Source organism: Blautia sp. OF09-25XD (genome assembly GCF_003482095.1).
GTDB classification, from domain to species: Bacteria; Bacillota; Clostridia; order Lachnospirales; family Lachnospiraceae; genus Fusicatenibacter; species Fusicatenibacter saccharivorans.
Genome location: NZ_QUMG01000019.1, coordinates 61,303 through 75,103 on the forward strand (window position 1 = coordinate 61,303; position 13,801 = coordinate 75,103).

Below are 13,801 nucleotides of genomic sequence, written 5' to 3' on the forward strand. Positions count from 1 at the left end.
CAGAAATGCGGGTGTGCCGTAGTAGGCTATGCAGCCAAAAAATGCAGCTTATGACGCTGCCCCAGAGAAAGGAGGTTTTTCAACTATGGCAAGTTTACGGGACACCGTAAAGGACTATCAGGACGAGCTTAGGGACGGTATCGCATGGGTGGCGTTCTGGAAACAGGGGCGTTCATGGAACGCGGAATATTTTCATCTTGATATGGACGATACGCTCTACCCGGAGGACAGGAGCCGGTTAGAGGAAATCAAAAGCACCGACCCCGCCGCCGTTATCCTTAACGGCTACTATTGCGGGCATTTAGGCGAGGATATGAGCCTTGACGAGCTGACCGCCGGAGTGCGCTACCACTACGAAAACAGCATGAACGATATTGACGGTTTTATCGGGGCGCATGACGACAGGCTTCCCCCGGAGGTTATCGAGGAAGCAAGAGCCACCGCCCATGAAGCGGGGCTTCCCTTTTCCGAAAACCCCTACCGGGACGGGGAGGATTTTAACCCCTATGTATTTGACGGGAGCATGAGCATTGAAGATTTTGAGCTTATGCACCGCATGATGGAACAGGAAAGGAGAGAAAAAATGAGCGAGCAGTTTTCGATTTTGATTGACAGCCGCACCCGCTTTGAAACAGGCGAACCGGGCGGCGTGTGGCTTCCCATGCCGACTACAACGCAGCAGCTTCACGCGGCTATGGAAAGCGTCGGCATTACCGCAGACAACCCACAGGATTTTTTCATCAATGGATTTGCCAACACCGAGCAGCAGCCCTTTGACGTGCCGCTTGCCGTTATCCAGAGCGCGGGGATTGACGAGCTGAACTATCTGGGGAAGCTCTTGGAAATGCAGAGCGACGAGGACAGGGACAAGTTTACGGCGGCGGTGACGCTTGGGGAACGCGCCGGGAACATCAAAGACCTTATCAACCTTGCACAGAACCTTGATTGTTACTGGCTCTATCCTACCGTACAGAGCGAGGAAGATTACGGCTATTACCTTATCGACGAGCTGGACGAATTGGAGCTTCCCGAAGAAGCGAAAAAGTATTTCATGTATGAGGAATACGGGCGGGACGCAGCTATCAATGACGGGGGACGCTTTACCGACCAGGGCTATATCTACAACAACAAGAACACCTTTACGGAGTGGTACAACGGGCGCGAAAGCGATATTCCCAAAGAGTATAAAGTAATGAGCTTCCCACAGGCAGAACGCCCCGACCCGTCAAAGGTAGAAATGGACGCAGCCGCGCCGGGGCAGAGAACGGCACAGTCCGCAGAGCAGCCACAGGAGCCGCGCCCGGTTATCCCTATCGTGCTGACGAGCGAGAAGCCCGCCGAAAAGCTCAAAGAGATTACCGACCGTCTGGAACAGGGCATTACGGAACTCTTTGACAGCGAGCGTTACAAGGAATATCTGCGCGTCATGTCAAAATTCCATAATTACAGCTTCAACAATACGCTGCTTATCGCCATGCAGAAGCCGGACGCTTCCCTTGTGGCGGGCTTTTCCGCTTGGAAGAATAATTTCGGGCGCAACGTGATGAAAGGGCAAAAGGGGATTAAAATCATTGCCCCGTCGCCGTTCAAAATCAGACAGGAAGTGGAGAAGATAGACCCGCACACACAAAAGCCCATTATCGGCAAGGACGGAAAGCCCGTCACCGAGGAAAAGGAAATCAAGATACCCGCCTACAAGGTAGTGTCTGTTTTCGACGTTTCCCAGACCGAGGGAAAGGAGCTGCCGGACATTGCGGTGGACGAGCTGACGGGCGACGTTGACCGCTACAAGGATTTTTTCGCAGCCCTTGAAAAGACTTCCCCCGTCCCTATCGCCTTTGAGAATATCGAGGGCGGCTCTCATGGCTACTACCACTTGGAGGACAAGCGCATTGCTATCAACGAGGGCATGAGCGAATTGCAGACCTTAAAGACCACCATTCACGAAATCGCCCATGCGAAGCTGCACGACATTGACCTCAACGCGCCCAAAGATGAACAGCAGCCCCGCGTTGACCGCCGCACCCGCGAAGTCGAAGCGGAAAGCGTCGCCTATACCGTCTGCCAACATTACGGGCTTGACACGTCGGACTACTCTTTCGGCTACGTCGCCGGGTGGAGCAGCGGGCGGGAGCTGTCCGAACTGAAAAGCTCCCTTGAAACGATACGCAGCGCAGCCGCCGAGATTATCAATTCCATAGACGAAAATCTTGCGGAACTGCAAAAGGCACAGGACAAGGAGCAAACCGCCGGACAGGAGCAGCCCACCAGAGAGGAACAGGCAGCCGCGCCGGAGCAGCCGCAGCCGGAAGCCCCGGAAAAGGCAGATACAGCCGGGAAAGAGAAGCCGGAGCCGGAAGCAGACGCACCGGGGAAATCCGGCGCACAGGAAAAAGCGGACGCAGCCCCGAAAGAAGCCTTTACCCCGGAAACGATTTACAGAGTGCGCCGGAACCCTTACGGCGACAGCCGGGAAAACAGCTACCTCTTGCAAGCCTATGTGACACAGGAGAACGGGCGGGCGAAAATGGGCGACGTTCTTTTCGCCGGAACGCCGGAGAAATGCCGCGAGCTTATGGGGCAGCTCAAAAGCGGGGAGCTGACCGAGGGCGACGTAAAGCAGCTCTACGCAAAGGCACAGGAAACGGCAAAGACCGCCGAGCCGGACAAGGACACCTTTTCCATTTACCAGATAAAAGGCGGGGACGAAACAAGGGACTTGCGCTTTGAGCCTTACGACCGCCTGCAGGCGGCGGGGAATGTGGTTGACAGGGCGAACTATGAGCTTGTCTATTCCGCGCCCCTTGCGCCGGGGACTTCCCTTGAAGATATTTATACCCGTTTCAATATCGACCACCCCAAAGACTTTAAGGGACACAGCCTTTCCGTTTCCGACGTGGTAGTGCTTCATCAGGACGGACAGGACGCGGCGCACTATGTTGACAGCGCGGGTTTCCGGCAAGTGCCGGAGTTTTTACAGGAGCAGAAACAGCTTACCCCGGACGACTTGGAAACGGGCGAAACTGTCAAAACATCGAGAGGGACTTTCCATGTAACCGCCATGAGCCGGGAGCAGATAGAAGCCGCCGGATATGGCTTTCATCATCAATCCGACGACGGAAAGTATCTGATTATGGGGAACGGGACGCGGGCGTTTGCCGTTGCCGCAGAGCAGCCGGAAAAGGCAAACCCTTTGAAGCACGTCGAGGACACCGTAGAGCAGAACGACAACAACTTTGACGGTATCATCAACAACACCCCTACCGTTGACGAACTGGAAGCAAAGGTCAAGGCGGGAGAAACGATTTCCCTTGTTGACCTGGCTAATGCGGTCAAAGCCGACAAGGAGCGCGTCAAGGGAGCGAAGCCGGAAAAGAAGCCCTCTATCCGGGCGCAGCTTAGAGCCGACAAGGAAAAGGCGCAGAAGAAAAACGCAAAGCAGAAGTCACAGGACTTGGAAAGGAGCTGACCCATGCCGGAACAGAGCAGATTTGAAAACGTGGATTTGTTCGCTTCCCTTGAAGCGATTATGAAGCAGAATACAGGCTTTTACCAGAGCGACTTGGAGATTGACAAGGAGATTATCGCAAAGGCGGCGGCAAGCCCCCACAGGGAGGACAAGACCCTTTTGTGGTTCTGCCGCCCGTCCGGGACGCATTGCTTTAGGGAGCGCGACGTTTTCCTAAAGGACACCGCGCCCCACAATACATGGCGTTTCTACATGGAGCAGACAAGCGACCGCGTACTTGCCTATGCAATCGAGCTGACGGGAAAGGAGCGCGGGAAAATCAAGGGCAATCTGTATGAGCTTGACTATTCCCGCCATTATGAGCGCGTCAAGGAAAAGGAGCTGCCCGCCGATACGGTGAAGCTGTTTTATGAGCGTGGGGAAAGGGTACAGAAAGCCGGGAGATATTTTGACGGAACCCCAGACCCGCAGCTTGGGAAGTTTGAACGCTTTGAAGCCGTACCCAACGACCCGGACGCGCTGCAATCGCTCTTACAGGAAGAACGGCGCAGCCGGGAGCAGCTTCCGCCGGGAGATTTCAAGGCGCATATCGCCGCATTGCGGGACGGGCTGATTGAAACGGAAGCGCGGCGCATTGTGTGGGAAATGAAGCGGCACGACACGCCGAACAGCCCAAACAAGACCCATTTCATGGTAGAGCTTTCCCCGGCGTTCATGCAGCTTGCGGCTACAAAGGACACTGACCGTCTTTTCTCCATGCTGCCCTACAAGACCCTTTCCTTTTCCAAAATCGAGGGCAGACATGGGACGTATGCGCTGATTGACAAGAGGGAGAACCGGGACAGGGAGATACGGAAGCCCCGCCCCTCTATCCGGGCGCAGCTTAAAACAGACAAGGCAAAGACCGCCCCGAAAAAGGCGGCGGCAAAGAATAAAAATCACGATTTGGAGGTGTGAACATGACAAAACTGACCGTAGAAGAAACAAACCTTTTGAGCATTTACAAGACCGGGAGCCGACAGGGGCTTATCGTCGCCATGAACGCCGCGCTGCCCTTTATGGACGGGGAAATGCGGGGCTTTGCTGCCCGTACCCTCTCCAAAGTGGAAGCCATGACCGAAGCGGAGTTTGCGGGGCTTCCCATTTACGCCGCTGATGAAGTATGAGCGAGGTCAAGCGGCTGACGCCGCCCCAGAGCCGGAAAGTCAACGCCCTTGTGCGCCGGACGTGCTGCAACTGCGATAATGGAAACTGTATCTTACTGGACGACGGGGACGAGTGCGTATGTCCGCAGCTCATTTCCTATTCGCTTCTCTGCAAGTGGTTTAAGGTTGCGGTGCTTCCCGCTGATAAGCTGCTCTATGCGGAGCTTTACCAAACCGGGGACAGGAAGAAATGTACCGAGTGCGGCACGTCCTTTGCGTCAAGCTCTAACAGCGTCAAATACTGCCCCGACTGCCGGAAGCGTATCACCCGCAGACAGGCCGCCGAGCGCATGAGGAAAAGACGCGCCCCTGTTACGCAGTAGGCGCGGAAAATCCCTTGATTTGCAAGGCTTTCCGGGCGGGAAAATCGGATAGGCGATACTTTATACCTTTTCCCCCGAAAATGGCGTTCTATTGCGTAACATTTACCACAACAGCACCCACAAAAAGACAGGGCGCGGAAGTCATATACTGACTTTCCGCGCCCTGTTCTTTTTATTTCTTTGGCAAACATTTGTATGTATTTGTAATCCAATCATCAAATTTTTGACCCTTTTCAAATTCCATTACATCATACATTTCTGCCGCGATTGTTTTGAACGCTTCCTTGAATAATTGTAAATCTAATTCTTCCATTGATTTTTCACGTTTGATACGTAGAAAAACTTTAGTAAAGTCTTTTGTCTTAAAACCAATATCTTTACGTCCTAAGCGAATAGGATTTCCGCGGTAAGTAATCCCCATAGCTTGTGCTGCTCTAAATGCTTCCTCTTTAACTTTATAAACTTTGTCATGGAGAGCAAGACGAGTAATAACATCTCTTGATTGTTGACAATCATATTGTTTTAGTTCATTCAACGCAGCAAGCCTAATTTTCCATGATGATTTATTGTTTGCGTCTTTGACAAGCTGACTAATATTAGCTGGTGTTCCTTTTGTCATGTACTATCAAATCCTTTCAAAAGTTGTAGATAATTTTATTATACCACATACCGCTTTCTGTTTCTATACGAAAATCATTTTTTGCTTAATCAGTGTTCCATTCCCTTTTCCCGTTCCGGCTGTCTGTCTGCCTGTAAAATGTTGTCAATGTTCTGCTTGATAATGTCATATTCCCGGACTTTCTTTTTCAGCTTCCCATAGTCGGCGTAAAGGGCTTCTTTCTGCGCTTGAAGGGCTTCATACTCCGATTGCAGCGCGGCGAGGTTCGGGAGCTTTGCAATGCCCGTTGCTTTCAATGACCTTGCAGCGGCTTCATGTAAGATAATCGCCTGTTCCTGTCCGGCGCGGTATTTCTCCCTGTTCCTTGCCTTGCGGTATGCGTCATAGACGGGCTTTGTCTTTTGGTAGGTGGAAACATTCTTGATAAGCACCGCCATGTCCGCAAGCCGCTTTTCGGCGTTCTTCAATGCGTCTGCCGCCTGTCCGCTTTCCGCTGCCATTTCCTCAATCCGGCTAACTAAATCCGCGTACTGTTCAATCTTGTTTTCGGTGAGAAAGTTCATAGTCTTTGCCGCCTGTTTCAGATTGTGGATTTTCGCCCACTGTTCATAGCCCTTACTCTGCGCCGCCTTGATACTGTTCTCAATGTCGATAAGCAGCGAAACGCCGCGCTGCTCTCTGGGGGCTTTCGCCGCCTTTGTCCGTCTGCCCGCTATCCGTTCCCTTATGGCTTCCTCTGTATAGTCTGCGCCGAGGGTTTTTAGGCGGGTGAAGCGTTCCTGTCCGGGGGCGCGGCATGATACATATTTCCCCGGCTTTATCTCATAGCCCGCCGCCTGTAACCGCGTTAGCAATTCCTCAAAACTGGAAACTTGGGGGATAAGTGCGTCAACGGCGGTTTTCAGTTTGCCTTTCCAACTTGTACCCGTCTTTTCTGCCTGGTACTCTGCATAGCTCTTTCCCTTGCTGCCCTTGCCGGGGACGACGACGGACAAGCCATTTTCCCGGCACAGCTTGTCGCTCATGTTCCGTATACCGTAATAGCTCCTTTTGTTGGAATTGTATTTGTGGTGGTCTACGAAGTTCACCGCGCAGAAAATAATGTGGTTATGGATATGCCCCTTGTCAATGTGCGTCGTCACAACATACTCATGTTGCCCCTTTGTTACCGCGTCGGCAAGCTGCTTTCCGATTTCATGGGCTTTCTGATAATCCACTTCCCCCGGCTCAAAGGACTGTATCAGATGAAAGGCTAAATTGTTCCCCTTTTGGAGTGCTTGGGACAATGTATATTCAAACTCAATATCTGCCGTTTCATAGGAGCAGCCGAAAGAGGACACAAGCATTTTTCCGTCCGTCTTGTCCGGGTTTTCGATATAGTCAAGGGCTTTGCTTAGAGTGCTTTTAATAGGCTTAATCTTTGTAACCGCCATATCTCCGCAAGCACCCCCTTTATTTCCTCTATGTCCTCTTGGTATGCGTTCCCCGTCGCGTTTACGCGGCGTGCTATCTGGTTGACGTTGACACCGATTTTTTGTATCTCTGCGGTCATAGCCTTTATGTCGGCGTGGTCTATCTGAATGATATATCCGTCAATGGCAATCTTCCGCAGATACGCCGCCATGTTCCGGGTGGGTACGAGCTTCATTTTTTCCAGTATTAAATCCCGTTCCGCTTCCGTCACTCTGAATTTGATTTGTACCGTCCTTTTGCGTCCGTCCATGTATTCGCTCCTTTCCTTTCCGTTCCGAGGGTTTGGGACACTTCCCAACAAGCAATTTTCAACCGACGCGCCGCAGCGCGGGAGGGGGAAAATACGGAAGTGGGTACCCGCTTCCTATGCTTGCTACGAATGTTTTTATCCTTTAGGCTCTTATCCCCTACTACGGAGAAAAAGCGATTTTGCCAAACTTCCGCAAAAGAAAAACGCTGCAATCTCAAAAAAGATTACAACGCTCTCTAAATCCTGTTCAGTTTTAAGCCGGACATTCCTATTCGCCCTCTTTTTCGACTTCGGAAATCTCTTTTGCCGTTGCGGTCACAATCCATATGCCTGTATCGCTCATACCGTCAAGGAGCGCGTCAAGCTGCCGCCGCTTTGTGTCCTTTGCAGCGGGCGTGTCTAACAGGAATTGGTCTACGGATATATGGTAACGCTGTATCAGCTCAAAGAATATCTGTAAACTTGGGTGCTGCCCCTTGTTCTCAATGTTCGCAAGGTAGCGCGGCGAGATAAACATTTCGTCGCCTACTTTCTTGCGGCTTTCCTTGCGTCCTTCACGCGCTGCCTTTATCGCTGCCCCAAAAGCCTTGAAGTCGTATTTTGGTACTGGTCTTTTTGCCATAGTTATTCACCCTCTTACATTTTACTGTTCCCCTTTCTTCTTGGATATGTCTACATAGTTCTATCAGTTAGCCAAAATAATTCATATATATATATGTTGACAACAAGCTTGCTTTTGTTATATAATATTATATAAAGGGGGGGAATGTTTATGTTACATAGCATGCGTATTCGATAAGCATTGAAATCAAAAAAGATTTTTCCCATTTTCAATATGGCTTTTTTGTCATGCTTATTTTGCGTATGCTATACAACAAAACTAACGACGTATAGACATAGTATAAAAACTATGCCTTAATTTTGTTGTAGTATTATATGTATAAATGCAGGTCAATGCTCATGTTGAGAATTGACCTGCATTTTTTTGCGCAAAAGGAGAAATATTATGCTTGAAAAATATTGGATAAAATGTCCAATTTGTAACGGAAAGACGAGGGTTCAAGTATTTTATAATACGGTATTAAGAAATTTTCCTCTTTTCTGCCCTAAATGTAAATTAACGCATATCGTTGATGTTGAAAAACTAGAAATCATAATCAAAAACTCTGAAAAACAAACTTTTTAATTTTGAAAAGGAAGGATATTTAAATGAAACACTTACCTAAAAGTACACCTACGGAAATATTGAATGACCCATACGGATTTACTTACAAAGAAATGTCGGAAGTAATTGGAGAGGATAAAGCAAGAGCCTTATATACGGAATTGTATAAACAGCCATTTCACAAAGAAAATCTATCAATATCAACAAAAAAAGTCTATAAAAGTAGCGATACTGAAAAGTATGTTTATGAATTGAAAGATAACAGGTATATTGAAACGGTTTTTATTAAACGGCGAGATGGTGGGACTGTTTGCGTAAGTACGCAAGTTGGTTGTTCTGTTGGCTGTATTTTTTGTGAGTCCGGACGCAATGGTTTTGTTCGTAATCTAACACCGTCTGAAATTGTGCAGCAGGTTGTATTGATACGTCAAAAAGTAAATCGTATCGTTTTTATGGGAATGGGAGAACCTTTATTCAATTACGACAACTTGATTGCAGCAATCCATATTCTTCGAGATAGAAATGGACTTAACTTTCCAACCGACGGCATTACCGTATCAACAGTTGGTCCAGTTAATCAATTAAAAAAATTGCGCGAAGAACATCTAAAAATTCAGTTGACAATATCTTTACATGCAGCAACACAGGCTGCGAGAAACTGTATCATTCCTCATATGCACATGTACGCTATTGAAGATGTTGTTAAGCAAGCATTGTCCTATTCTCAAAGGCATAATCGAAAAGTGGTATTTGCGTATTTGCTTTTACCAGGTATAAATGACCGTTCCTCAGATATAAGGCAACTTGCAAAATGGTTTAAGGGCAAAAATGTTATGATTAACGTGCTGCAATACAACCCGACGAGTAATTCAAAAATTAGAGCACCACAAAAACAAGAAATGGTTGCGTTCAAACATCAATTAGAGCAAACAGGACTTGAAGTTACCATGAGAGTTTCTCATGGTAGAGAGATTAAAGCAGCTTGTGGACAGTTAGCTAATACATATAATAAAGCCAAAAAACAACAGAAATAATTTAATTAAAAGAGCCAGACGCACAGACGCAGAGCCGATAATATGCAGTTTGAAATACTGCTGTTATCGGCTCTTTTTTGATTTTAATTTGTGCCCCTAATAACCATATTGGAGCAAAATCAGAACTGTTGCTTGTCGTTCTTTGATTTCCGCAGCAGCTTTGAAAAATCAAAGCCGCCGTTTCTTTTTATCTTCTAATGAAATGACGCGGTATCACTGTTAAAAGCGGCGGCTAAAGGAGGTAGCCGCCATGAAGCACATACCCTATCGACAAAATCCGACGGTCATTGACATATCAAAAAAAGCCCGACCACCGCCGGGAACCTCTCTACCCTTGACTATGAACTGTCTAATCATCTAAATACTGCTTACAATACCTATACGCCTGTCCGGGCTTTTCGGACAGGCGTATTTTGCTGCTCAAAAAATTTTTGAAAAAATTTCAAAAAATCTTCGGCGTTTTTCAAAAACGCCGTATTGCCCCGCGAAAAGGGGGAAGCACCACCAACTTTCCAACGAGAAAGGAGGTGAGAATGTGGAACCTAATAGCAGGGAGTTTTACAAACAATGTGCTTTTCAGAAGTTTTGTAATACGGTGCTGCACAATGAAGCGTGTGACGCTCACAGGGAGCTGCACAGGCATAAGGCAAGGGAAGTCACCTTTTCCGATTTGCCCTTAGACGAAGCGCGGCAGCTTCATACCTTTGATGAATATTTCAAACGGGAAACCGCCGAAACCGTCTTTGAGAAAGCCGGGAAGAAAATCACGCCGAAGCTGCTTCTTGAAGCAATCCGTACTTTGCCGGAAGAAAAGCGCAAAGCCGTACTCCTGTACTATTTCGAGGGAATGAACGACACCGAGATTGCGAAGTTGTTCAATACATCGAGAAGCACGATACAGTACAGGCGGACAAGCTCTTTTGAGAAATTAAGAAAATATCTGGAGGAAAATGCTGATGAATGGGGCGAATGGTAACGAACCCGGCTACCCGGAAAATGCCCTTGTTCCCTATCCTGTCATTGTGGCAGCGACAAAGGGTGACCCGGACGCCATGAAGATTGTCTTGCAGCATTTTAGCGGCTACATAGCCCGCCTCTCCATGCGGAAGCTGTACGACGAGCGCGGGAACGTCTATTTCGGCGTAGACCACGACATTCGGGAACGGCTGCAAGCAAAACTGATGATGGCTGTCCTCACCTTTAGGACAGAGGAATAACCGCAACGGCGGCGGGACGCTTTCTCTCACCCCCTTTTCCGTTCCGCTGTTGACGCGGGTAGCACAGCCATTTTGAACCTTGAAAAAGAAAGCGGCGCAAGATAACGGCGGCGCAGCATAGGGCAAATCGGATACGTTCCTTTTGCGTCGAGCCATACGGCGGGTGCGCCATGACGCTATCCGGGCGAGGTTATCACCGCCCGGACAGCCGAGCGACCAACACCGCGCCGGAAAGCAAGTGTAGCGGTTTGCGGGCAACGACACGCAGAATATACAATGATACTTCCTTACAGCCACAGTCCGAGCGTTAAGAGCGTCGCAGGCAATGGGTAGGGCTGCATGAGAACCATGCCGGGGTGAAATTCCCATGAGGTTATGCTAATAACCGTCCGATTAAAGCCTTTGTTTTATTGAATAGTGGACTTGCTGCTATTCATAGACTGTATTATATGTTTGCGAAAGAAAGGGGGATTTTCTTTGACGCAAAACCAAACGCCCGTTACCACAACGGAGCATAAAATCGGAAAAGTTACTTACCTTGTATGTTCGTCTGCAAGTGAACGCGCAACGGACACACTGGATAAAAAGATAAAAAAGCTCATTCGCAAAGACATGGAGCTGAACCCCGCAAACGCCCGAAAATAGGGCGTTTCTTCACATTTTATACATGACACAGGCAGCGGTATGTGGTATAATATAGACAGTACAAATACCATGCTTGTCTGTCGTCGGAAAGGAGGACAAAATGTTACAGACAGACAAGATTACCGCTTTATATTGCAGATTGAGCCAGGAAGATATGCAGGCCGGGGAAAGCGAGAGCATACAGAACCAAAAGCTGATTTTACAAAAGTACGCTGACGAACACCACTTTTTCAATACGCGCTTTTTTGTAGACGACGGATTTTCCGGCGTGAGTTTCGAGCGTGAGGGGCTTCAAGCCATGCTGCATGAGGTTGAAGCCGGGAACGTGGCGACCGTCATAACAAAAGACCTTTCCCGTCTGGGACGCAATTATCTGAAAACCGGCGAACTGATAGAGATTGTTTTCCCCGAATATGAAGTGCGCTACATTGCCATTAACGACGGTGTAGACACAGCGAGGGAAGATAACGAGTTTACCCCTCTGCGGAACTGGTTCAACGAGTTTTACGCCCGCGACACCTCAAAGAAAATCCGGGCTGTTAAACAGGCAAAGGCACAGAAAGGCGAGCGTGTCAACGGCGAAGTGCCGTATGGTTACATAGCCGACCCAAACGACCGCAATCATCTATTGCCCGACCCGGAAACGGCGCACATTGTAAAACAGATTTTCGCTATGTATGTGCGCGGCGACCGTATCTGCGAAATCCAGAACTGGCTACGGGAACATGAGGTACTTACTGTTTCAGAACTGCGCTACCGTCGTTCCGGCAGTTGCCGCCACCCGCGCCCGCACCCGACCTGTATTTATAACTGGCCGGATAAGACACTGTATGATATTCTTGGACGCAAAGAATATTTGGGGCATACCATTACGGGCAAGAGCTATAAGGTATCTTACAAATCGAAAAAGACGAAAAAAGAACCCGGAGGAAAAGCAATACTTTTTCCCCAACACGCACGAACCTTTGATTGACGAAGAAACCTTTGACCTTGCACAGAAACGGATTGCTACCAAACACCGCCCTACAAAGGTTGATGAAATTGACATTTTTTCGGGACTTCTCTTTTGTGGGGATTGCGGCTATAAAATGTATCTGCAACAGGGAGCCGGGACACTGGAACGCAAACACGCCTACACTTGCGGAAAGTACCGAAACAGGATAAGGACTGGCGAGCTTTGCACTACCCATTATATCCGAAAGAGCGTCCTTAAAGAACTTGTCCTTGCTGATTTACAGAGGGTGCTGTCCTATGTGAAAGAGCATGAACAGGAGTTTATCGAAACCGCCAACGAGTGCAGCGCAAAGGCAGTACAAAAGACGCTGACACAGCAGCGGAAAGAGCTTGACAAGGCGCAGAGCCGCATTAGCGAGCTGAACATCTTATTCCGCAAGCTCTACGAGGACAACGCTTTAGGGAAACTTTCTGATGAACAGTTTGCTTTTCTGACTTCCGGCTATGATGAAGAAAAAAAGACGCTGACCCGGAGGATTGCGGAGCTGTCACAGGAAATCGACAACGCCACCGAGCGCAGCGCGGACGTGAAAAGGTTTGTCGCACTGGTACGCAGATACACCGCCATTACCGAACTGACCTACGAAAACGTCCATGAATTTATTGACCGTATTCTTATTCACGAACTGGATAAGGAAACGAACACCCGCAAAATCGAAATCTTTTATAGCTTTGTCGGCAGAGTTGATACGGGCGACAAGCCTACCGAAAGTATCTCCTATTTCAGACAGATAGGAGCCGACGTAAAGAGTTATGCTATCTAACATACATCAAAAAGAGGTAAGATAACGCCCTCTGCAAAAAAGGTTACGTTATCTTACCTCAACAAAGTTCGTCCCCGTATAACCGTCATCCACCAGAATTTTCAGGTTTGTATACCCGTGGTTACGGGCATATCGGGTTAAATACTCTCGCTGATTTGCGATACTGTTACTCTCTCCATCTTGGGCATCCTCATTGCTCAAACGACAGTAGAGAATGGTAATTTTCTGCTGATCCAACATAATATCCTCCTTCGGTTGTTGGTCAGCCGACAGTACCGTTGTGCATACTGGAATTATATCATGCTTTTGTGTCGCAGTCATTAACAAATCACCCCCTTGTCAGAAAAAATGAGCCGTTTTACCTTGTCGGCAAGCGGCTCATTCCCGTCACATTCTGTTTCAATCACATACCATGTGTTCCCGATCTTACGCTCAATGGTTTTGCGGAAAGAAGACTGCGCTGTTTCCCAATGCTTGCGGCATTCTTCCAAAAAATCAATGGGCGGCTCAAAAATCGGGTCGAAGCAGGAGTAAATATCAATATAGCCGATGGCATCATTGATTTCTTCCATCGGGGCATCTTCCATAATCATCTTGTTAATTTCCTCTACGGTTTTATTCAT

15 protein-coding genes and 1 pseudogene are annotated in these 13,801 nt (G+C 48.4%); 10 read left to right on the forward strand and 6 right to left on the reverse strand.

The window, feature by feature from the left end:
* The first annotated feature begins 85 nt into the window (after positions 1–85).
* The 4 genes from DXA93_RS14355 to DXA93_RS14370 are packed head-to-tail and all read left to right on the forward strand — an operon-like array spanning position 86 to position 4,997.
* Positions 86–3,469: a YodL domain-containing protein gene (locus DXA93_RS14355; protein WP_118209245.1), complete on the forward strand. Its 3,384-nt coding sequence runs from the start codon at positions 86–88 to the stop codon at positions 3,467–3,469.
* Positions 3,470–3,472: 3 nt separating this feature from the next.
* Positions 3,473–4,426: a hypothetical protein gene (locus DXA93_RS14360; RefSeq protein ID WP_009447125.1), complete on the forward strand. Its 954-nt coding sequence runs from the start codon at positions 3,473–3,475 to the stop codon at positions 4,424–4,426.
* Positions 4,427–4,428: 2 nt separating this feature from the next.
* Positions 4,429–4,635 carry a transposon-transfer assisting family protein gene (locus DXA93_RS14365; protein ID WP_009447124.1) on the forward strand — a complete coding sequence of 69 codons (207 nt, stop codon included), beginning with the start codon at positions 4,429–4,431 and terminating at the stop codon, positions 4,633–4,635.
* Positions 4,632–4,997 carry a cysteine-rich VLP domain-containing protein gene (locus DXA93_RS14370; RefSeq protein ID WP_009447123.1) on the forward strand — a complete coding sequence of 122 codons (366 nt, stop codon included), beginning with the start codon at positions 4,632–4,634 and terminating at the stop codon, positions 4,995–4,997. Before DXA93_RS14365 ends, DXA93_RS14370 begins: the two co-directional genes overlap by 4 nt.
* A gap of 172 nt (positions 4,998–5,169) precedes the next feature.
* Here the strand turns inward: DXA93_RS14370 and DXA93_RS14375 are convergent, their stop codons facing one another.
* From DXA93_RS14375 to DXA93_RS14390, 4 genes are all read right to left on the reverse strand, one after another.
* A complete protein-coding gene (locus DXA93_RS14375) occupies positions 5,170–5,616 on the reverse strand; it encodes a HEAT repeat domain-containing protein (protein ID WP_009447122.1) in 447 nt (148 codons plus the stop codon).
* 89 nt (positions 5,617–5,705) lie between these two features.
* Positions 5,706–7,049 (reverse strand): relaxase/mobilization nuclease domain-containing protein, encoded by a 1,344-nt coding sequence (locus DXA93_RS14380; protein ID WP_118209243.1) that lies wholly within the window; start codon positions 7,047–7,049, stop codon positions 5,706–5,708.
* Positions 7,010–7,339: a plasmid mobilization protein gene (locus DXA93_RS14385; RefSeq protein WP_002569185.1), complete on the reverse strand. Its 330-nt coding sequence runs from the start codon at positions 7,337–7,339 to the stop codon at positions 7,010–7,012. Before DXA93_RS14385 ends, DXA93_RS14380 begins: the two co-directional genes overlap by 40 nt.
* Before the next feature lie 268 nt (positions 7,340–7,607).
* Positions 7,608–7,961, reverse strand: coding sequence for a helix-turn-helix transcriptional regulator (locus tag DXA93_RS14390; protein ID WP_118639938.1), 354 nt, complete (start codon positions 7,959–7,961; stop codon positions 7,608–7,610).
* Positions 7,962–8,345: 384 nt separating this feature from the next.
* Between DXA93_RS14390 and DXA93_RS14395 the strand changes: the two genes are divergently transcribed.
* The 6 genes and pseudogenes from DXA93_RS14395 to DXA93_RS14430 all read left to right on the forward strand — a co-directional run bounded on the left by DXA93_RS14395 (position 8,346) and on the right by DXA93_RS14430 (position 13,178).
* Positions 8,346–8,525: a cysteine-rich KTR domain-containing protein gene (locus tag DXA93_RS14395; protein ID WP_002588768.1), complete on the forward strand. Its 180-nt coding sequence runs from the start codon at positions 8,346–8,348 to the stop codon at positions 8,523–8,525.
* A 23-nt stretch (positions 8,526–8,548) separates the two neighbouring features.
* Entirely contained in the window at positions 8,549–9,538 is a 990-nt protein-coding gene (rlmN, locus tag DXA93_RS14400) for a 23S rRNA (adenine(2503)-C(2))-methyltransferase RlmN (protein WP_002569187.1), read from the forward strand.
* Between the two features lie 535 nt (positions 9,539–10,073).
* Entirely contained in the window at positions 10,074–10,514 is a 441-nt protein-coding gene (locus DXA93_RS14410; RefSeq protein ID WP_119208620.1) for a sigma-70 family RNA polymerase sigma factor, read from the forward strand.
* Complete coding sequence (locus DXA93_RS14415) at positions 10,495–10,755, forward strand: helix-turn-helix domain-containing protein (RefSeq protein ID WP_119208622.1); 261 nt, start codon at positions 10,495–10,497, stop codon at positions 10,753–10,755. The genes DXA93_RS14410 and DXA93_RS14415 overlap by 20 nt, the downstream gene beginning before the upstream one ends.
* Positions 10,756–11,172: 417 nt before the next feature.
* Positions 11,173–11,400, forward strand: a complete 228-nt coding sequence (locus DXA93_RS14425) for a transposon-encoded TnpW family protein (protein ID WP_004607973.1) — start codon at positions 11,173–11,175, stop codon at positions 11,398–11,400.
* Positions 11,401–11,500: 100 nt separating this feature from the next.
* A pseudogene (locus tag DXA93_RS14430) lies at positions 11,501–13,178 on the forward strand (recombinase family protein).
* A gap of 48 nt (positions 13,179–13,226) precedes the next feature.
* Here DXA93_RS14430 and DXA93_RS14435 read toward each other — a convergent pair.
* Positions 13,227–13,418, reverse strand: a complete 192-nt coding sequence (locus DXA93_RS14435; RefSeq protein ID WP_118594704.1) for a recombinase family protein — start codon at positions 13,416–13,418, stop codon at positions 13,227–13,229.
* 80 nt (positions 13,419–13,498) lie between these two features.
* Positions 13,499–13,801 (reverse strand): hypothetical protein, encoded by a 303-nt coding sequence (locus DXA93_RS14440; RefSeq protein ID WP_085531218.1) that lies wholly within the window; start codon positions 13,799–13,801, stop codon positions 13,499–13,501.